The sequence below is a fragment of the Klebsiella sp. KP20-425-1 genome (genome assembly GCF_025813515.1).
Classification (GTDB): Bacteria; Pseudomonadota; Gammaproteobacteria; order Enterobacterales; family Enterobacteriaceae; genus Klebsiella; species Klebsiella pneumoniae.
On record NZ_CP109614.1, the window covers coordinates 4244607 to 4262123 of the forward strand.

At 62.7% G+C, this 17517-nt stretch carries 21 protein-coding genes; 18 read left to right on the forward strand and 3 right to left on the reverse strand.

Annotated features, from left to right (window positions below):
- Nucleotides 1-14: 14 nt before the first annotated feature.
- Genes gspG through OHJ17_RS20870 form a run of 9 tightly spaced genes read left to right on the forward strand, consistent with a single transcriptional unit; the run spans nucleotide 15 to nucleotide 6081 of the window.
- A complete protein-coding gene (gene gspG, locus OHJ17_RS20830; RefSeq protein ID WP_002889054.1) occupies nucleotides 15-437 on the forward strand; it encodes a type II secretion system major pseudopilin GspG in 423 nt (140 codons plus the stop codon).
- A complete protein-coding gene (gspH, locus tag OHJ17_RS20835; protein ID WP_032422016.1) occupies nucleotides 437-952 on the forward strand; it encodes a type II secretion system minor pseudopilin GspH in 516 nt (171 codons plus the stop codon). Before gspG ends, gspH begins: the two co-directional genes overlap by 1 nt.
- Nucleotides 949-1314 carry a type II secretion system minor pseudopilin GspI gene (gene gspI / locus OHJ17_RS20840; RefSeq protein WP_002889025.1) on the forward strand — a complete coding sequence of 122 codons (366 nt, stop codon included), beginning with the start codon at nucleotides 949-951 and terminating at the stop codon, nucleotides 1312-1314. Before gspH ends, gspI begins: the two co-directional genes overlap by 4 nt.
- Nucleotides 1311-1907, forward strand: coding sequence for a type II secretion system minor pseudopilin GspJ (gspJ, locus tag OHJ17_RS20845; protein WP_032433846.1), 597 nt, complete (start codon nucleotides 1311-1313; stop codon nucleotides 1905-1907). The genes gspI and gspJ overlap by 4 nt, the downstream gene beginning before the upstream one ends.
- Nucleotides 1904-2890 (forward strand): type II secretion system minor pseudopilin GspK, encoded by a 987-nt coding sequence (gspK, locus tag OHJ17_RS20850; protein ID WP_077255453.1) that lies wholly within the window; start codon nucleotides 1904-1906, stop codon nucleotides 2888-2890. Before gspJ ends, gspK begins: the two co-directional genes overlap by 4 nt.
- Entirely contained in the window at nucleotides 2877-4070 is a 1194-nt protein-coding gene (gene gspL / locus OHJ17_RS20855) for a type II secretion system protein GspL (RefSeq protein ID WP_032416685.1), read from the forward strand. The genes gspK and gspL overlap by 14 nt, the downstream gene beginning before the upstream one ends.
- Complete coding sequence (locus OHJ17_RS20860) at nucleotides 4063-4548, forward strand: type II secretion system protein M (protein WP_004145896.1); 486 nt, start codon at nucleotides 4063-4065, stop codon at nucleotides 4546-4548. The genes gspL and OHJ17_RS20860 overlap by 8 nt, the downstream gene beginning before the upstream one ends.
- Entirely contained in the window at nucleotides 4538-5284 is a 747-nt protein-coding gene (locus OHJ17_RS20865; protein ID WP_004145897.1) for a type II secretion system protein N, read from the forward strand. Before OHJ17_RS20860 ends, OHJ17_RS20865 begins: the two co-directional genes overlap by 11 nt.
- On the forward strand, nucleotides 5281-6081 hold the full coding sequence (locus OHJ17_RS20870) for a prepilin peptidase (protein ID WP_004191960.1): 801 nt from the start codon (nucleotides 5281-5283) through the stop codon (nucleotides 6079-6081). Before OHJ17_RS20865 ends, OHJ17_RS20870 begins: the two co-directional genes overlap by 4 nt.
- Before the next feature lie 47 nt (nucleotides 6082-6128).
- On the opposite strand, the gene hrpB is transcribed toward OHJ17_RS20870, so the two are convergent.
- Nucleotides 6129-8558: an ATP-dependent helicase HrpB gene (gene hrpB / locus OHJ17_RS20875; protein ID WP_032433845.1), complete on the reverse strand. Its 2430-nt coding sequence runs from the start codon at nucleotides 8556-8558 to the stop codon at nucleotides 6129-6131.
- Between the two features lie 72 nt (nucleotides 8559-8630).
- Here hrpB and thpR point away from each other — a divergent pair, with 72 nt between their 5' ends.
- The 9 genes from thpR (at nucleotide 8631) to panD (ending at nucleotide 15625) form a co-directional block, all read left to right on the forward strand.
- Nucleotides 8631-9167, forward strand: a complete 537-nt coding sequence (gene thpR / locus OHJ17_RS20880; protein WP_004145901.1) for an RNA 2',3'-cyclic phosphodiesterase — start codon at nucleotides 8631-8633, stop codon at nucleotides 9165-9167.
- Nucleotides 9167-9883: a DNA/RNA nuclease SfsA gene (gene sfsA / locus OHJ17_RS20885; RefSeq protein ID WP_002888848.1), complete on the forward strand. Its 717-nt coding sequence runs from the start codon at nucleotides 9167-9169 to the stop codon at nucleotides 9881-9883. The genes thpR and sfsA overlap by 1 nt, the downstream gene beginning before the upstream one ends.
- A 162-nt stretch (nucleotides 9884-10045) precedes the next feature.
- Nucleotides 10046-10501 (forward strand): RNA polymerase-binding protein DksA, encoded by a 456-nt coding sequence (gene dksA, locus OHJ17_RS20890; protein WP_002888845.1) that lies wholly within the window; start codon nucleotides 10046-10048, stop codon nucleotides 10499-10501.
- A gap of 59 nt (nucleotides 10502-10560) precedes the next feature.
- Nucleotides 10561-11442: a tRNA glutamyl-Q(34) synthetase GluQRS gene (gene gluQRS / locus OHJ17_RS20895; protein ID WP_004177391.1), complete on the forward strand. Its 882-nt coding sequence runs from the start codon at nucleotides 10561-10563 to the stop codon at nucleotides 11440-11442.
- A 62-nt stretch (nucleotides 11443-11504) separates the two neighbouring features.
- A complete protein-coding gene (gene pcnB, locus OHJ17_RS20900) occupies nucleotides 11505-12899 on the forward strand; it encodes a polynucleotide adenylyltransferase PcnB (RefSeq protein ID WP_071526609.1) in 1395 nt (464 codons plus the stop codon).
- Nucleotides 12896-13375, forward strand: coding sequence for a 2-amino-4-hydroxy-6-hydroxymethyldihydropteridine diphosphokinase (gene folK / locus OHJ17_RS20905; protein WP_032433844.1), 480 nt, complete (start codon nucleotides 12896-12898; stop codon nucleotides 13373-13375). The genes pcnB and folK overlap by 4 nt, the downstream gene beginning before the upstream one ends.
- A 119-nt stretch (nucleotides 13376-13494) precedes the next feature.
- Nucleotides 13495-14286, forward strand: a complete 792-nt coding sequence (panB, locus tag OHJ17_RS20910) for a 3-methyl-2-oxobutanoate hydroxymethyltransferase (protein ID WP_002888841.1) — start codon at nucleotides 13495-13497, stop codon at nucleotides 14284-14286.
- A gap of 11 nt (nucleotides 14287-14297) precedes the next feature.
- Nucleotides 14298-15152: a pantoate--beta-alanine ligase gene (gene panC, locus OHJ17_RS20915; RefSeq protein WP_002888835.1), complete on the forward strand. Its 855-nt coding sequence runs from the start codon at nucleotides 14298-14300 to the stop codon at nucleotides 15150-15152.
- Between the two features lie 92 nt (nucleotides 15153-15244).
- Nucleotides 15245-15625: an aspartate 1-decarboxylase gene (panD, locus tag OHJ17_RS20920; protein ID WP_002888834.1), complete on the forward strand. Its 381-nt coding sequence runs from the start codon at nucleotides 15245-15247 to the stop codon at nucleotides 15623-15625.
- Between the two features lie 35 nt (nucleotides 15626-15660).
- On the opposite strand, the gene OHJ17_RS20925 is transcribed toward panD, so the two are convergent.
- Both OHJ17_RS20925 and OHJ17_RS20930 read right to left on the reverse strand, forming a co-directional pair.
- A complete protein-coding gene (locus OHJ17_RS20925; protein ID WP_004145907.1) occupies nucleotides 15661-16914 on the reverse strand; it encodes a polysaccharide deacetylase family protein in 1254 nt (417 codons plus the stop codon).
- A gap of 58 nt (nucleotides 16915-16972) precedes the next feature.
- Entirely contained in the window at nucleotides 16973-17413 is a 441-nt protein-coding gene (locus OHJ17_RS20930; RefSeq protein WP_004177394.1) for a PTS sugar transporter subunit IIA, read from the reverse strand.
- Nucleotides 17414-17517: the final 104 nt, after the last annotated feature.

The window sequence follows — 17517 nt, forward strand, 5'->3', positions numbered from 1 at the left end:
TAATGGAGAAAACTATGCAACGGCAACGCGGTTTCACGTTACTGGAAATTATGGTGGTGATCGTCATTCTCGGCATTCTCGCCAGCCTGGTGGTGCCTAACCTGATGGGCAACAAGGAGAAAGCGGACCGCCAGAAAGTCGTCAGCGATCTGGTGGCGCTCGAGGGAGCGCTGGACATGTATAAACTCGACAATAGCCGCTACCCCAACACCGAGCAGGGGCTGCAGGCGCTGGTGACCGCTCCGGCCGCCGAGCCGCATGCCCGCAACTACCCGGAAGGCGGCTATATCCGCCGTCTGCCGCAGGACCCGTGGGGGAATGAGTATCAGCTGTTAAGCCCGGGTCAGCATGGCGCCATCGACGTCTTCAGCGTCGGCCCGGACGGGATGCCCGACACCAATGACGATATCGGCAACTGGACCCTCGGGAAGAAATAGTGTCTCAGCGCGGTTTCACCCTCCTGGAGATGATGCTGGTCCTGCTGCTGATCGGCGTCAGCGCCAGCATGGTGCTGCTGGCGTTTCCCTCCGCCCGCACCCAGGAGGCCACACAGATCCTGGCGCGCTTTCAGACGCAACTGGATTTTGTCCGCGAGCGCGGGCAGCAAACCGGTCAGCTCTTCGGCATTATCATCCACCCTGAGCGCTGGCAGTTTATGCGCCTGCAGCCTGCCGACGATAGCGCCCCGGCGGCGGCTGACGACCGGTGGGGCAACGCGCAGTGGCTGCCGCTGCAGGCCGGACGCGTCGCCACGGCGGAAACCCTCCCGCGGGCCAGGCTGACGCTGCGCTTTCCCGACGGCCAGGCGTGGACGCCGGGCGAGCAGCCCGACGTGCTTATTTTTCCCGGCGGTGAAGTCACGCCGTTTCAGCTGCGGATTGACGCCGCGACGGGCATCAACGTCGACGCCCAGGGCGACAGCCAGCCGCTGGCGGCGCGGGAGCAGCCATGAAGCGTGAAGCCGGAATGACGCTTATCGAAGTGATGGTCGCGCTGGTGATTTTCGCCCTCGCCGGCCTGGCGGTGATGCAGTCCACCCTGCAGCAGACGCGCCAGCTCGGGCGTATGGAAGAGAAAATCCTCGCCAGCTGGCTGGCGGATAACCAGCTGGTGCAGCTGCGGCTGGAGAAACGCTGGCCTGCCCTCAGCTGGTCTGAAACCACCGTGGAGGCCGCCGGGACGCGCTGGTTTGTCCGCTGGCAGGGAGTGGAAACCGCGCTGCCGCAGCTGCGGGCGCTGGACGTGGAGGTCCGGCGGCAAAAAAGCGATCCCGCGCCGCTGGCCACCCTGCGCACCTGGGTGACGCCGCCATGATAACGAAAATGCGCGGTTTCACTCTGATCGAAACGCTGCTGGCGCTGGCTATCCTCGCCGTCCTCAGCGCCGCCGCCGTGATGGTGCTGCAGAACGTCATCCGCGCCGATGGCCTGACCCGCGAGAAAAGCCAGCAGATCGCGGCCCTCCAGCGCGCCTTTCGCCAGATCGCCGACGATGTCACCCACATCATTCCCCGTCGCGCCAGAAACAGCGACACGTTTTTCTTCGCCGGACGTTTCCAGTTGCAGAGCGACGACTGGGGACTGGCCTTCAGCCGCAGCGGCTGGCCAAACCCGCTGGGGATCCTCCCGCGCTCGGAGATCCAGAACGTCAGCTACCGTCTGCGCCAGCAGCGGCTTGAGCGTCTGAGCTTCGATCAGCAGGATCCGCTGACCGGCAGCCAGCCGACGGTCCGGGTGCTGCTGCGCGAGGTAACCGCGTTTCGCCTGCGGTTTTACGCCGACGGGCGCTGGCAGGAGACCTGGGACCGCCCGCAGAGGCTGCCGCAGGGGCTGGAGATCACCCTGACGCTGGCGAACAGCGGGGAGATAACCCGCCTGTTTTTACTCACCCCTGGAGGCGGCCAGTGATAAATCGGCAACGCGGCGTCGCGCTCCTGATGGTGCTGTTCATCCTCGCCCTGATGATGATCCTCGCCAGCGCCATGACCGAGCGCACCGCGGTCATGTATCAGCATACCGTCGTGACCCGCGATAATTTGCAGGCCAGATGGTACGCCCTGGCGGCGGAAAACATGGCCGCCGCGCTGCTGCAACGCGATGCGCTGGACTCGCCCAGTCAAACGAATCTGGCGCAAACCTGGGCGCAGGAGGGACGCCGCTTTACCCTCGACGATGGCGAAATCCGCGCCACGATCCGCGACGGGCACGCCTGCTTCAACCTCAATGCCATCAACCATCGCGCGGATGAGGCTGGCGACGGAACGCCCTACCCGACCGACGTCTTCGTTCGGCTGCTGGCGCTGCTCGGCGAGCCGCCGCTGCGCGCCAGCCAGATCGCCGCCGCCCTTGGCGACTGGACGGACAGCGACGGCCAGCCGCGGCCGAACGGGGCGGAGGACGAGGTCTATATGGCGCAAACCCCGGGCTATCTCGCCGCCAACCAGCCGATGCAGGATGTCAGCGAGTTGCGCCTGCTGGCCGGGATGGACGCCGCGCTCTATCAGCGCCTGCTCCCCTTCGTCTGCGTCCAGCCGGATGACGCGCTGCAGGTCAATGTCAACACCCTGCGCCCCTCCCAGGCCGCCCTGCTGGTGGCCCTCTTTCCCGGCGATCTGACGCTGCAAGAGGCGCAACAGCTGCTGCACAACCGCCCGCGAACCGGGTGGAGCAGCGTCGCCGCCTTTCTCGCGCAGCCGACGCTGCAGAAAACCGATACCACGCTTGCCCGTCCCTGGCTGACGGTGCACAGCGCACGCTTTATCGCCGCTTTTACCGTGGTGACTGGCAATCTCCGCTTTCAGCTGCACAGCGTCCTGCAACAATCGGGGCGCACGTTTACCGTCGTCCAGCGGCGATATGGACTCTCTATGGTGGTCGATGAACAAGATTAATGCTTCTCCCCAGGCCATGCTGATCGTGCACCTCGCCGCCGCGCAGGCGCCGCTGCACTGGCAACTCTTCGCCCCCGGCGAGCCGCACCACGAGGCCAGCGGCCGGTGGCCGACTGACGACGCCAGCCCTTTCCCGGCGCTGGCTGAGCAGTACCCGGCCTGGGTGCTGATCCCGGCCAGCGACTGCGCGTTTCACTCGCTCACCCTACCGGCGGGCCTGCGTAAACCGCCGCTGCAGGTGGCCCCGTTTCTGCTGGAAGAGCAGCTGGCAGACGATGTGGAAGCCACCCATTTTGCTCTGCTCCACCGCCAGCAGGCCCAGTGCGAGATCGTCGCCGTACAGCGGCAAAAAATGCGCGACTGGCTGGCGCGCTGCGAATCGCTCTCCTTACAGCCCCTGGCGTTGACGCCCGACGTGCTGGCCCTGCCCTGGCAACCGCCGGCGTGGAGCGCGGTGCAGGTGGACGAGCAGTGGCTGATCCGCCACCAGCCGTGGGGCGGCATGGCGGCGGAAAACGTCTGGCTGACGGAGCTGCTGCAGAGCGAGGCGGAAGAGCACGTCATCGACAGCTATTCGCCGCCGCCCGCGGCGCCGGGCGTCTGGCGGGAGCAGCCTGCGCAGACATTGCTGACCCTTGCCGCACGCCATCCGGCAGCGCAGAAACTCAGTCTGCTGCAGGGGGAGTTCGCCGTCCGGCGGCGGTCTGCGCAGGCGAGCTGGCGTCCGGCGCGGTATGCCGCGCTGGCTCTGGCGTTACTGGCAGGGGCAAACAGCGTGCTGGACCATCGCGATCTGGCGCGTCAGGCCGAGGCGGCGCAACAGGCCAGCCGGGCCTTCTATCACCGCTGGTTTCCGACGGAGAAAAAGGTGATTAACCCACGACTGCAGATGCAGCAGCACCTGCAAACCCTCACCCGTCAGGCGCAGCATGCCCCCCTCGTCGACCGCCTAAGCGCCTTGCAAAACATCCTCAGCGAAACGCCGGGGATCCGTCTGCGAGCGCTGAGCTGGGATGCCGCGAGCAATCGTCTGCAGCTGGATATCGCCGCGGTCTCTTCCCGGGCGCTGGAGCAGTTTACCCAGCGGGCGCAGCCGCGGTTTCGCGTCCGGCCGGGCGACATGATCACGAAACCGGATGGCATTGAGGGACAACTGACGCTGGAGGAAAACGATGGCTAATCTGCTTATCTGGTGGCGGCAGCGCACGCCGTCGGAGCAGCGCCTGTTGCTTGGTCTGACAGGGCTGCTGGCGGCATGCGCCTTCTGGTATGGGCTGTGGCAGCCCTGGCGAGCCCGCGAGGCGCAGTGGCGGCAAACCCTGGTGAAAGAGCAGGCCAGCCTGCGCTGGATGACGGAGCAGGCTCCGCGCCTGCAGCAGCTCAGCCAGCAGCCCGCGCCGGCGGCAAAAGAGGCGCTCACCGCGCTGGTGATGCGCGAGGCGGCGAGCCACGGACTGACGGTCGTCCGCCTGCAGCCGCAGGGAAAACGTCTGCAGATCACCCTTCAGCCCTGCGCTTTCCAGGCGCTGATCGACTGGCTGGACGCTCCGGCGATGCGCGGCGTCAACGCGATCTCGCTGTCCGTGACCGGGCAGCCGTCGCGACCCGGCTGGGTCACGGTCAACCATCTGCTGCTGGAGCGCGACGATGAAGGCTAACTGGATCGCGGGCGGACTGCTGCTGGTCCTCTATCTGTTGTGGCTCACCGCCACCGCTCCGGCGCGCCTGCTGGCTCCCATGCTGCCGCCCGGCGTACAGGTGGGGCAATTTAGCGGCAGCGTCTGGCGCGGCGCGGCGCAACCGGTCTACTGGCATGGGGAACGGCTTGAACGACTGGCGTGGTCGCTGACCCTGGCGGGCTGGCAGGTCTCTCTCAGCGATCCCCGCGGCGTGATGGGTCAGGCCCGGCTGTGGGGCCTTCGCGATCTGCGCCTACAGGAGGGGCGGCTCACCGCCCCCGCCAGCCTGCTCAGCCGCTGGTTGATGTCGACTATGCCCGTCAAGGCCGCGGGGGAGGTCACCTTCAGCCTGACCGAAGGGCGGTTCAGCGACGGACGCTGCCGGCATATCATCGCCGGAGGCGCGCAGTGGCGGCAGGCCCGACTGCACTCCCCGGTCGGCAGCCTGGAGCTGGCCCAGGTTAATGGCACCTTCCGCTGTACGGTGGACGGCGCCGTGGCGCTGACTCTCCGTCAGGACTCTCATCAGCTGAGCCTCAGCGGCCAGGGGACTCTGTCGCCCGATGGCCGCTATCTGTTTCGCGGCACGCTACAGCCCCGGCAGGGAATGCCGCCGCTGCTGGCGCTGCTGGTCACGCGCCCGACAGCGAATAACGCCCCGGGCCCGACGCCGTGGCAGCTGCAGGGAAAATGGTTACCACAGGAGCAAAAATGACGACACTAGCCGCGTTATCGCTGCACTTTCCCTTTGTCTGGTATGGCTTTCTGCTGCTGTTCGGCCTGGCGCTGGGCAGCTTTTACAATGTGGTGATCTATCGTCTGCCGCGCATGTTGACCCAGACCGCGGACGACGAGCGGATAACCCTCAGCACCCCGGGATCTTCCTGCCCGCAGTGCCGCCAGCCGATCGCCTGGCGGGACAATATCCCGCTGCTCAGTTTCCTCTGGCTGGGCCGTCGCGCCCGCTGCTGTCAGGCGCCCATCGCGTGGAGCTATCCGCTGACCGAGCTGGCCACCGGCCTGCTGTTTATCCTCGCCGGAGCTTTGCTGGCGCCGGGCCTGCCGCTGGCGGGCGGCCTGGTGCTGCTCTCGTTCCTGCTGATACTGGCGCGGATTGACGCCCGGACCCAGCTGCTGCCCGATCGCCTGACTCTGCCCCTGCTGTGGGCCGGGCTGCTGTTCAATCTTAACGAGGTGTACATTGCCCTGCCGGATGCGGTCGCCGGGGCGATGGCCGGTTATCTGGCGCTGTGGTCGGTCTACTGGCTGTTCCGCCTGCTGACCGGGAAAGAGGCGCTGGGCTATGGCGATTTTAAGCTGCTGGCGGCGCTGGGCGCCTGGTGCGGCTGGCAGGTTCTGCCGCAGGTGCTGTTGCTCGCTTCGGCCAGCGGGCTGGTGTGGACCCTACTGCAACGCCTGTGGACCCGGCAGTCGCTGCAGCAGCCGCTGGCCTTCGGCCCCTGGCTGGCGCTGGCCGGCGGGGGTATTTTTCTCTGGCAGCAGATGATCTAGCGTTTGCGAACCGACTGGCCGGGCAGGATGCCGCCCGGCAGCGGCGGCTACGAGTATTTTTTGCTGCGGCGGGTCGGGGCGGCGTTGGCCGGATCGTCCGGCCAGACGTGCTTCGGATAGCGTCCCTTCATCTCTTTCTGCACCTCGCGGTAGCTCCCTTGCCAGAAGGCGCTCAGATCGCGGGTGATCTGCAGCGGACGCTGGGCAGGCGACAGCAGCTCCAGCACCAGCGGCACCCGCCCCTCGGCGATCACCGGCGTCGTGGCCTCGCCGAACATCTCCTGCATACGCACCGCCAGCGCTGGCGGGTTCTCCGCATGGTATCGGATCGCCAGGCGGCTGCCGGTCGGCACGGTATAGTGCGTCGGCAGCTCGCGATCCAGCTTTTGGCGCAGCGGCCATGGCAGCCAGTCCTGTAGCGCCTGACGCAGATCCAGCGCCTTCAGCGCCCGCAGGGAATGAACGCCGTTCATCTGCGGCAGCAGCCATGTCTCCAGCGAGGCCAGCAGCGAAGCGTCATCCACTGCGGGCCATGCCTCTTCTGGCAGCCACTGCGCCGCACAGTGCAGCCGCAGGCGCAGCTGCTCAGCCTCTGGCGTCCAGTTGAGCACCCCGAGGCCTTTCTCACGAATACCGTTGAGCATCGCCTGATGCAGCTCTGCCTCAGAGGGCTTCGCCAGCGGCTGGGTCTTGATCACCAACTGGCCGATCACCGTCCGCCGCCAGGCTTTCAGCGTCCCCTGCGCTTCATCCCACTCCACCGTGTCGGAACTTTTCGCCAGTTCAGGGCGGGCGGCGATCAGCTCGCCGATTTCCACTGGCAGAGCCAACAGCATGCGGGCATCCGGCGAAGCGCTACCCTGCAGCAGCAGCGGAGCGATAAGCCATTCATGACGGCCCAGCGCGTCGTCGGCGTCCAGCATCGCGCCCATGCCGTTCGCCAGCTGGTAGCGCCCCTCCTGACCGCGGCGGCGGGCGATGCGATCGGCGAAGGCCGACGCCAGCAGCCCCGCCATTAGCCCGGCATCGGGCTGGCCGCCGCGGCGGGCCAGGCGTTTCATCAGCTGCTGCGATCGCTGCTGCCAGTTGGCCTGCTGACGGGAAAAGACGGCCCCCAAATCCACCAGTCCGCCGCGCGGCGGCTCCTCGAGGATCGCCGCCAGCTTTGCCGCTGTCGCCGCCTCGTCATCGGTCTGCGCGGCGGCCAGCATCGCCGCCAGCCGCGGCTCGTTGCCAAGCGCTGCCATTTTGCGGCCAAACGCCGACAGCCGCTCGCCGTCCAGCGCCGACAACGCCTCCAGCAGGCGACGCGCGGCGGCCAGATTGACCGCGGGCGGCTGATCCAGCCAGGCCAGCGCGGACGGATCGTGGCAGCCCCACTGCAGCAGCTCCAGCAACAGCGCCGACAGATCGCTGTGCAGGATCTCCGGCTCGCTCTGCGCCGCCGCCCGTTCCGCCTGTTCTTTGCCGAGCAAATGCAGGCAGATCCCCGGGGAGAGACGACCGGCGCGTCCGGCACGCTGCGTCATCGATGCCTGGCTGATGCGCTGCGTCACCAGCCGGGTCAGGCCGGTGCGCGGGTCAAAGCGGGCGACCCGCTCCTGGGCGCTGTCGACCACCAGGCGGATCCCCTCGATGGTCAAACTGGTCTCGGCAATATTGGTGGCCAGCACCACTTTGCGCTTCCCGGCCGGCGCCGGGAGGATCGCTTTGCGCTGTTCGCTTAAGGGCAACGCGCCATACAGCGGGCAGAGAATGACATCCTCCGCCACGCGCTCCGTCAGCTGTTCCAGAACGCGCTGGATCTCGCCGACGCCGGGCAGAAACAGCAGCATCGATCCCTGTTCATGCCGCAGGAGCTCCGCCGCCGCTACCGCCACCGCCTCATCAAAACGCTGGTGCGCGGAGAGCGGGCTGAAGCGACGCTCCACCGGATAAGCGCGCCCCTCCGAGACCACCACCGGCGCCTCCGGCAGCAGACGCTGCAGGCGATCGTTATCGAGGGTCGCCGACATGATCAGCAGCTTGAGATCGTCACGTAACCCCTGCTGGACGTCCAGCAGCAGGGCCAGGGCCAGATCCGCCTGCAGGCTGCGCTCGTGAAACTCATCGAGGATCACCAGCCCCACGCCCGTCAGCTCCGGATCGCGCTGGATCATGCGCGTCAGGATCCCCTCCGTAACCACCTCCAGGCGGGTCTGCGGTCCGACGCAGGTTTCGGCGCGCATGCGGAAACCCACGGTCTCCCCCGGCTTTTCGCCAAGCAGTTCAGCCAGCCGCTGCGCGACATTACGCGCCGCCAGGCGCCTCGGCTCGAGCAGGATAATGCGTCCCGCGATGTTGCTCTCGGCGAGGATCTGCAGCGGCAGCCAGGTCGACTTCCCGGCGCCGGTCGGCGCGTTGAGCAAAACCTGCGGCGCATGCTGCAGGGCGGATAACAGTTCTGGAAGGACAGCGGCAACCGGCAATGAGGACACAAAAGGCTCCGGGGGTTAACATTCAGGGGTTCGCATTGTAGCATCCCCCTAATTCATTACCGAGTCTCTATCATGTCTGAGCCGAAAAGGCTGTTTTTTGCGCTTGAACTGCCGTCTGCCGTCCAGAAGCAGATTGTCCAGTGGCGGGCAACGCACTTCCCCGAAGATGCCGGCAGGCCCGTCGCGGCGGATAATCTTCATCTGACGCTGGCGTTTCTCGGCGAGGTGAGCGCGGAAAAACAGCGGGCGCTGGCCGCTCTCGCTGGCCGGCTGCGCCAGCCGGGCTTTACCCTGACGCTGGACGATGCCGGACAGTGGCTACGTTCGCGAGTGGTGTGGCTCGGAACCCGCCAGCCGCCGCGCGGCCTGCTGCAGCTCGCCAGCATGTTGCGCGCTCAGGCGGCGCGCAGCGGCTGCTATCAGAGCCCGCAGCCGTTTCACCCGCATATTACCCTGTGGCGCGATGCTCGCCGGGCGGTGCCGATCCCGGCCCCCGGCTTTCGCTGGACGTTTCCGGTGAACGAGTTCGTGCTCTATGAGTCCAGCTTTAGCCGCGGGCGCACGCGCTACACGGCGCTGGAACGTTATCCGTTTGATAAGGAAAGTTGATGCAGTTTGATCCGCCGTTGCAGCCCGCCATTTTGCTTAAACGTTACAAACGATTTCTTGCTGACGTGGTCACCCCCGATGGCCGCGAGCTGACGCTCCACTGCCCGAATACCGGGGCGATGACCGGCTGCGCCGCCCCGGGCGACACCGTCTGGTATTCCACCTCGGACAATGCGAAGCGCAAATATGCCCACACCTGGGAATTAACTGAAACCCAGCAGGGCGCAGTTATTTGCGTCAATACGCTGCGCGCGAATTCTTTGGCGAAAGAGGCGATTTCCGCCGGAATAATTCCTGAACTTTCAGGCTATAACCAGCTGAAAAGCGAAGTGAAATATGGCGAAGAGAATAGCCGTATCGATATTATGTTACAGGCAGATGACCGACAAAACTGCTATATTGAAGTGAAATCGGTTACGTTGGCGGAGAAAGAATACGGTTATTTTCCCGATGCGGTGACCACGCGCGGTCAGAAGCATCTGCGGGAACTGATGGCCGTCGCGGCAAATGGCGACCGCGCGGTGATTTTATTTGCCGTCCTGCATTCGGCAATTGACCGTTTTTCTCCCGCGCATCATATTGATGCCAGATACGCACAGCTGTTAACAGAAGCCCAGGACAAGGGGGTGGAAATTCTCGCCTGGAAAGCGGAACTTTCTACGACGAGGATGACTCTGAATAAGCCGATCGCCGTGGTGTTAAACCCCGGTAAATAAGTGGCTAAATAGTGTTCGGGTCGCAAGCGCGAATACGCTTTTCTTCACAGGGTTGTCAAGTGTAACGTTTAGATAATTGCTATCCGGAAAAGCATCTGCTATTTATAGCGGCCTGATTTTCCCCCACATGGGGATCGATAGTGCGTGTTAAGGAGAAGCAACATGCAAGAAGGGCAAAACCGTAAAACATCGTCCCTGAGTATTCTCGCCATCGCTGGGGTGGAGCCGTACCAAGAGAAACCGGGCGAAGAGTATATGAACGAAGCCCAGCTGGCGCACTTCAAGCGTATTCTTGAAGCATGGCGTAATCAACTCAGGGATGAAGTGGATCGCACCGTATCGCACATGCAGGATGAAGCAGCTAACTTCCCGGACCCGGTAGACCGTGCCGCCCAGGAAGAAGAGTTCAGCCTGGAACTGCGTAACCGCGACCGCGAACGTAAACTGATCAAAAAGATCGAGAAAACGCTGAAAAAAGTTGAAGACGAAGACTTCGGCTACTGCGAATCCTGCGGCGTGGAGATCGGCATTCGCCGTCTGGAAGCGCGTCCGACAGCGGATCTGTGCATTGACTGCAAAACCCTGGCGGAAATTCGCGAAAAACAGATGGCGGGCTAATCCCCTGCTGCCTCACTCTCTGGCGGGAGTCTCTCCCGCCTGGTTCTGTTGTCCGTACCATGACTGACTCACGCTATATAGGGCGCTTCGCCCCCTCCCCCTCCGGCGAACTCCACTTCGGCTCTCTGATCGCCGCGCTCGGCAGCTACCTGCAAGCCCGCGCGAACCAGGGCATCTGGCGTGTTCGTATTGAAGATATCGACCCGCCGCGCGAAGTCCCCGGTGCCGCCGATACCATCCTGCGCCAGCTTGACCACTACGGTCTGCACTGGGATGGCGACGTGCTGTGGCAGTCGCAACGGCACGAAGCCTACCGCGAGGCGCTGACGTGGCTGGGCGAGCAAGGGCTGAGCTATTACTGCACTTGCACCCGCGCGCGGATCCACGCCGTGGGCGGGATCTACGACGGCCACTGCCGCGATCTCGGGCTGGGGGCGGAAAACGCCGCGCTGCGCCTGCGCCAAACCCGTCCGGTGCTGCAGTTTAGCGACCGTCTGCGCGGCACGCTCATCGCCAATGAGCCGCTGGCGCGTGAGGATTTTATTATCCACCGTCGCGACGGGCTGTTCGCCTACAACCTGGCGGTGGTGGTCGACGACCACTTTCAGGGGATCACCGAGATTGTCCGCGGCGCAGACCTGATTGAGCCGACGGTGCGGCAGATTTCGCTGTATCAGCATTTTGGCTGGCAGGCGCCGGATTACCTCCATCTGCCGCTGGCTCTCAATGGCGACGGCAATAAACTCTCTAAACAAAACCACGCGCCGGCGCTGCCGGAAGGCGATCCGCGCCCCGAAATCGTCCGGGCGCTCCGCTTTCTGAATCAGGCGATCCCCGAGGAGTGGCAGGCCCTGAGCATCGATGATTTACTCGTCCAGGCCGTCGCCAACTGGCAGCCGGCGAAAATCGAGCATTCTCAAATGGCTCCCGCTGAGCTATGATTAGCCGCTATTTTTACACTGTACAGTTGATCTGAAGTCCGTCTGACACTACGAGGTGCACCATTTTTACCCGAGTCGCTAATTTTTGCCGTAAGGTGCTAAGCCGTGAGGAGCGCGAGGCAGAAGCCGCCGTCGAACCAACGCCTATGACGGTGATCCCGCGTGAGCAGCATGCTATTTCCCGCAAAGATATCAGTGAAAACGCCCTCAAGGTCATGTACCGCCTCAACAAGGCGGGCTACGAATCCTGGCTGGTCGGCGGCGGCGTCCGCGACCTGCTGCTTGGCAAAAAGCCAAAAGATTTTGACGTTACCACCAACGCCACGCCGGATCAGGTACGCAAGCTGTTCCGCAACTGCCGTCTGGTTGGGCGACGTTTCCGCCTGGCGCATGTGATGTTCGGGCCGGAAATCATTGAGGTCGCCACCTTCCGTGGCCATCACGAAGGGCATACCACCGATCGCGTCACCTCCCAGCGGGGCCAGAACGGCATGCTGCTGCGCGACAACATCTTCGGCTCGATCGAGGAGGATGCCCAGCGTCGCGACTTCACTATCAACAGCCTCTATTACAGCGTGGCGGACTTTACCGTTCGCGACTACGTCGGCGGCATGAAGGATCTCCAGGACGGCGTGATCCGTCTGATCGGCAACCCGGAAACCCGCTATCGCGAGGATCCAGTGCGCATGCTGCGCGCGGTGCGCTTTGCCGCCAAGCTCAATATGACCATCAGCCCGGAAACGGCTGAACCGCTGCCGCGCCTGGCCGCCCTGCTCCACGATGTGCCGCCAGCGCGTCTGTTCGAAGAAGTGCTCAAGCTGCTGCAGGCCGGGTATGGCTACCAGACCTACATGCTGCTGCGGGAATACAGCCTGTTCCAGCCGCTGTTCCCGACCATCACCCGCTACTTTACCGAGCGCGGCGACAGCCCAATGGAGCGGATCATCAGCCAGGTGCTGAAGAATACCGATACCCGCATTCATAACGATATGCGCGTCAATCCGGCCTTCCTCTTCGCGGTGATGTTCTGGTATCCGCTGCTGGAGACGGCGCAAAAAATCGCTCAGGAGAGCGGCCTGGCGTACTACGACGCCTTCGCCCTGGCGATGAACGATGTGCTGGACGAAGCCTGCCGTACGCTGGCGATCCCTAAGCGCATCACCACCCTTATTCGTGATATCTGGCAGCTGCAGCTGCGCATGTCCCGTCGTCAGGGCAAACGCGCCTGGAAGCTGATGGAGCATCCGAAATTCCGCGCCGCCTATGACCTGCTGGAGCTACGCGCCGGCGCCGAGAACAACCACGAACTGCAGCGCCTGACCAAATGGTGGGGCGAATTCCAGGTCGCCGCACCGCCGGCGCAAAAAGATATGCTCAACGACCTCGGGGACGATCCTGCGCCGCGCCGTCGTCACCGTCGTCCGCGCAAGCGCGCGCCGCGCCAGGGTAGCGCATGACTCTGGTCTATATCGCTCTTGGCAGCAACCTTGCTTCTCCACTGGAGCAGGTACAGGCGGCTATCCGCGCCCTGGGCGAAATTCCGCACAGCCGCGTGGTCGCCGTCTCTTCGTTCTACCGCACGCCGCCGCTGGGCCCGCAGGATCAGCCGGACTATCTCAACGCCGCCGTTGCGCTGGAAACCGCCCTGCCCCCCGAGACGCTGCTCGATCATACTCAGCGCATCGAACTGCAGCAGGGGCGAGTGCGCAAAGCCGAACGCTGGGGGCCGCGCACGCTGGACCTCGATATCATGCTGTTTGGCGATGCTGTCATTAACAGCGAGCGCCTGACCGTTCCGCACTACGATATGAAAAACCGCGGCTTTATGCTCTGGCCGCTGTTCGAGATCGCCCCGGACCTTCACTTTCCTGACGGCCCGGCGCTGCGCGACGTACTGGATAATCTCGGCGCGGCAAAGCCCGCCAGCTGGTAATCCCCTCGCCTTTTTTAGCATTTGCGGCAATCGTCGTAATCGGTTGCCCAAAATCATTGCCCCTCTGAATGCTGCTGTTAGAATGCCGGTTAATATGACTTTCATCATCAGGAAATGTTATGAAACCGACTACCATTGCCCTGCTGCAGAAATGCAAACAGGAAAAGAAGCGCTTTGCCACCATTACCGCCTACGATCACAGCTTCGCGAAGCTGTTCGCCGATGAAGGCATAAATGTGCTGCTGGTAGGCGACTCGCTGGGAATGACGGTGCAGGGTCACGACTCCACCCTGCCGGTTACCGTGGAAGATATCGCCTATCACACCCGCGCCGTCCGCCGCGGCGCGCCAAACAGCCTGCTGCTTGCCGACCTGCCGTTCATGGCCTATGCCACCCCCGAGCAGACCTTTGCAAATGCCGCCATCGTGATGCGCGCTGGCGCCAATATGGTCAAACTCGAGGGCGGCGCCTGGCTGGCCGACACCGTGAGGATGCTGGCGGAGCGCGCGGTGCCGGTTTGCGGCCATCTTGGCCTGACGCCGCAGTCGGTGAACGTATTCGGTGGGTATAAAGTGCAGGGTCGCGGCGATGCGGCGCAGACCCTGTTTGAAGACGCGTTAGCGCTGGAGGCGGCGGGTGCGCAGCTGTTGGTCCTGGAGTGCGTGCCGGTTGAACTGGCGAAGCGCATCACCGACGCTCTGACCATTCCAGTGATCGGCATCGGCGCGGGCAATGTCACCGACGGGCAAATCCTCGTGATGCATGACGCTTTCGGCATTACCGGCGGCCACATTCCTAAATTTGCCAAGAATTTCCTTGCCGAAGCGGGCGACATCCGCGCCGCGGTGCGGCAGTATATTGCCGAAGTCGAATCCGGAGTCTATCCGGGCGAAGAACACAGTTTCCATTAAGGAGTCTTGTTGTGCTGATTATTGAATCCGTACTGCTGCTGCGGCAGCATATCCGCCGTCTGCGTCAGGAAGGTAAGCGTATCGCGTTGGTCCCGACAATGGGCAACCTGCATGATGGTCATATGAAGCTGGTTGATGAAGCCAAAGCCAGTGCGGACGTGGTGGTGGTCAGTATTTTCGTCAATCCGATGCAGTTTGACCGCGTCGACGACCTGGCGCGCTACCCGCGCACCTTACAGGATGATTGCGAAAAGCTGAACAAACGTCATGTCGACTTTGTCTTCGCGCCGACGCCGGCGGAAGTGTACCCCCAGGGTACTGAAGGCCAGACCTACGTCGACGTTCCGGGATTATCCACCATGCTCGAAGGCGCCAGCCGCCCGGGCCATTTCCGCGGCGTGTCGACCATCGTCAGTAAGCTGTTCAACCTTGTTCAACCAGACGTCGCCTGCTTCGGCGAGAAAGACTTCCAGCAGTTGGCGCTGATCCGCAAGATGGTCGCCGACATGGGCTACGACATTGAGATCATCGGCGTGCCGATCGTCCGCGCGAAAGATGGCCTGGCGCTGAGTTCGCGTAACGGCTACCTGACCGCCGATCAGCGCAAAATCGCGCCAGGCTTGTATAAGGTGCTGAGCGCGGTGGCGGAAAAGCTGGCCGCCGGCGATCGCCAGCTCGATGAGATCATCGCTATCGCTGAACAGGAGCTGAATGAGAAAGGCTTCCGCGCCGACGACATTCAGATCCGCGATGCCGACACCCTGCTTGAGCTGACCGATGCCAGCCAGCGCGCGGTGATCCTGATGGCCGCCTGGCTGGGGCAGGCCCGCCTGATCGACAACCGGATCGTCACGCTCGCTCAGTAGACAGCGGGTAAAAATCGGGCAATACTGCCCGGGCTTTTCTCAGGGCGGGCGCCGTGTCCGCTCTGCTACATTAAGGTTGAAGGGTAGAAGTTATGATGCGTAATATGCTGCAGGGCAAGCTCCACCGCGTAAAAGTCACGCAGGCGGACCTGCACTATGAAGGTTCTTGCGCCATTGACCAGGACTTCCTGGATGCGGCCGGTATTCTGGAGAATGAAACTATTCACCTCTGGAACGTCACCAACGGCAACCGTTTCTCCACCTACGCCATTGCCGCCGAACGGGGCTCCCGGATCATCTCCGTTAACGGCGCCGCCGCGCACTGCGCCAGCGTCGGCGATATTTTGATCATCGCCAGCTTCGTTACCATGTCGGACGAAGAGGCGCGCAGCTGGCAGCCTAACATCGCCTACTTCGAAGGCGACAACGAAATGAAGCGCCAGGCAAAAGCTATTCCGGTACAGGTCGCCTGATGGCCGCGACGCTGCGCTCAGGCGCAGCGTCGGTATTACCCCTGCGGCTGGTTACTGATCAGCCGCGACATCGTCTCCAGCGAATCCGTGCGTAAGATATATAACCGCTTTAACAGAAACGGATTGTCCCCCGGCTTCACCTTCCCACGCACCGTCGTTACCGCCATATGAAACCCGGCGTCATTCGCCGCCTGCACCGCCGTAGCGTTATAGCCGCCGAAGGGATAGGAAAGGTAGAGAACGTGCGGATTAAACTGGCTCAGCGCCCGGCGCGAGCGGGCGAAATCAAACAGAATATTATGGTAATTGCGACTGAATAAAATCGGCCGCCGGCCGGCGTCAACCCGATGCAGGAAGTGAGTATGCGACTGAATATCAAAGACGTCCTGGATCTGGCGTAGCTCGGAAATGCTCATAAACTGCAGGGATTTCGGATCCCACTTCTGCGGATGGCGCTTAATACGCGAGGAGATAATAAACGCGGTGGCATGGAAACCGTACTGTTTCAGCACCGGATAGGCGTAGCGGTTCACCGATTTCAAGCCATCATCGAAAGTGATCGCCACCGCCCGCGCCGGGAGATTGATTTTATTACGCACATAGCCTTCCAGCTGATACAGGGTCAGCGTGGTATAGCCCTGATCGCGCAGCCAGGTCATCTGATTCGTGAAGGCGCGAACCGAGGTGGTGGTCGACGTATGACGAAAACGGGTGTTCTCTTCATCGCGCAGAATATGGTGATAGGTCAGCACGGGAATACCGTGATCCTCCTGCGCGTCCAGACTACTGACCCACGCCAGCCGGTCGCCAATGCGGATCTGAAACCAGGTCTGATTGAGCCGGTCCTTCAGCTTGCTGAGGATCGGATAGCGCAGATTGTTGGCCAGCGTGCCGAACGGCGCGCTGCTTACCGAGGGAGCGTCATAGAGCGGTGTATCTTTCCAGGTGAGTAAATTTTGGTTACTCAGCGGTTTATTAAGATCCCCCAAACGGTCCTCCACCCGCTGCTTGCCCTGCACCGGCTCGAGATGCCCTTTATCAATAAACCCGGTGCCAAAGCCGAAACGAAACTCATAGTAGTCAGCCGCCGTCGGGACGACTGCGAGGATCTGCCCGGCACGAACATTGCCGACGCTGACCACATGGTTTCCCACCTGCGCCCAGATGACCGCGTCTTCGGTGGTTTGCATATAGCGCACAGCCTTGCCCTGCTGGCTAAGCAGGCTGGCGGAGGCGCTGAGTGAGGTCAGGAAAAGAAGCAGGGTCAAAAATCGGGCAAGCATACGCATCAAACCGTTATACCATCAACGGCGGTTATTGTAACAAAAGCGGTATCTGTCCCGCTGCTTAATTTCCCCAGGCATCATGGCGCAACCGGAACGGGGGGTTCTTCTGCTGCTGATGCCACAGGCTGCTCACCATCGGCCCGCCCGCGCTGACGATCGCCTGGCGAAACGCCACGCTGCTTAACGTGCCTCGCAGGAGATACATTCGCTCAAGGAGTGGATAGCTGACGCCGGAGATCACTTCGCAGTGGGTATGTTTGTGGCTCATCAGCGCCGCGGCCCGATAAGGCGCCGCACCGGTTTTGTCAGTGAGAAAAATGACCCCGTCCCCGGAGTCGGTGGCATGCAGCGCATCGCACATCATCCGGCTCAACATATTGCTGCTGAGATTGCGCCAGTAATTGACCGCCCGGCACTGGGCCAGCGGACCAAACTTTTGTTCAAGACGATCCAGCATCTCCTGCGCCAGCTCATCGTGACAGGTAATGACCCATCCGAGCATGCTTCCCTCCTTAGCCAGCGAATAATGTAGCAAGGTGAAGATGACGTATCGGTGATGGGAGTCAAAGATAAGCGGTTAGCGCTTCGCATATTTACTTCAGGAAG

Excerpts from the sequence above, each read along its gene's own strand:
- gspG (WP_002889054.1), top strand. The coding sequence starts at position 15 with ATGCAACGGCAACGCGGTTTCACGTTACTGGAAATTATGGTGGTGATC.
- gspI (WP_002889025.1), top strand. The coding sequence starts at position 949 with ATGAAGCGTGAAGCCGGAATGACGCTTATCGAAGTGATGGTCGCGCTG.
- gspJ (WP_032433846.1), top strand. The coding sequence starts at position 1,311 with ATGATAACGAAAATGCGCGGTTTCACTCTGATCGAAACGCTGCTGGCG.
- gspL (WP_032416685.1), top strand. The coding sequence starts at position 2,877 with ATGAACAAGATTAATGCTTCTCCCCAGGCCATGCTGATCGTGCACCTC.
- OHJ17_RS20860 (WP_004145896.1), top strand. The coding sequence starts at position 4,063 with ATGGCTAATCTGCTTATCTGGTGGCGGCAGCGCACGCCGTCGGAGCAG.
- OHJ17_RS20865 (WP_004145897.1), top strand. The coding sequence starts at position 4,538 with ATGAAGGCTAACTGGATCGCGGGCGGACTGCTGCTGGTCCTCTATCTG.
- OHJ17_RS20870 (WP_004191960.1), top strand. The coding sequence starts at position 5,281 with ATGACGACACTAGCCGCGTTATCGCTGCACTTTCCCTTTGTCTGGTAT.
- thpR (WP_004145901.1), top strand. The coding sequence starts at position 8,631 with ATGTCTGAGCCGAAAAGGCTGTTTTTTGCGCTTGAACTGCCGTCTGCC.
- sfsA (WP_002888848.1), top strand. The coding sequence starts at position 9,167 with ATGCAGTTTGATCCGCCGTTGCAGCCCGCCATTTTGCTTAAACGTTAC.
- dksA (WP_002888845.1), top strand. The coding sequence starts at position 10,046 with ATGCAAGAAGGGCAAAACCGTAAAACATCGTCCCTGAGTATTCTCGCC.
- gluQRS (WP_004177391.1), top strand. The coding sequence starts at position 10,561 with ATGACTGACTCACGCTATATAGGGCGCTTCGCCCCCTCCCCCTCCGGC.
- folK (WP_032433844.1), top strand. The coding sequence starts at position 12,896 with ATGACTCTGGTCTATATCGCTCTTGGCAGCAACCTTGCTTCTCCACTG.
- panB (WP_002888841.1), top strand. The coding sequence starts at position 13,495 with ATGAAACCGACTACCATTGCCCTGCTGCAGAAATGCAAACAGGAAAAG.
- panD (WP_002888834.1), top strand. The coding sequence starts at position 15,245 with ATGATGCGTAATATGCTGCAGGGCAAGCTCCACCGCGTAAAAGTCACG.
- OHJ17_RS20925 (WP_004145907.1), bottom strand. The coding sequence starts at position 16,914 with ATGCGTATGCTTGCCCGATTTTTGACCCTGCTTCTTTTCCTGACCTCA.
- OHJ17_RS20930 (WP_004177394.1), bottom strand. The coding sequence starts at position 17,413 with ATGCTCGGATGGGTCATTACCTGTCACGATGAGCTGGCGCAGGAGATG.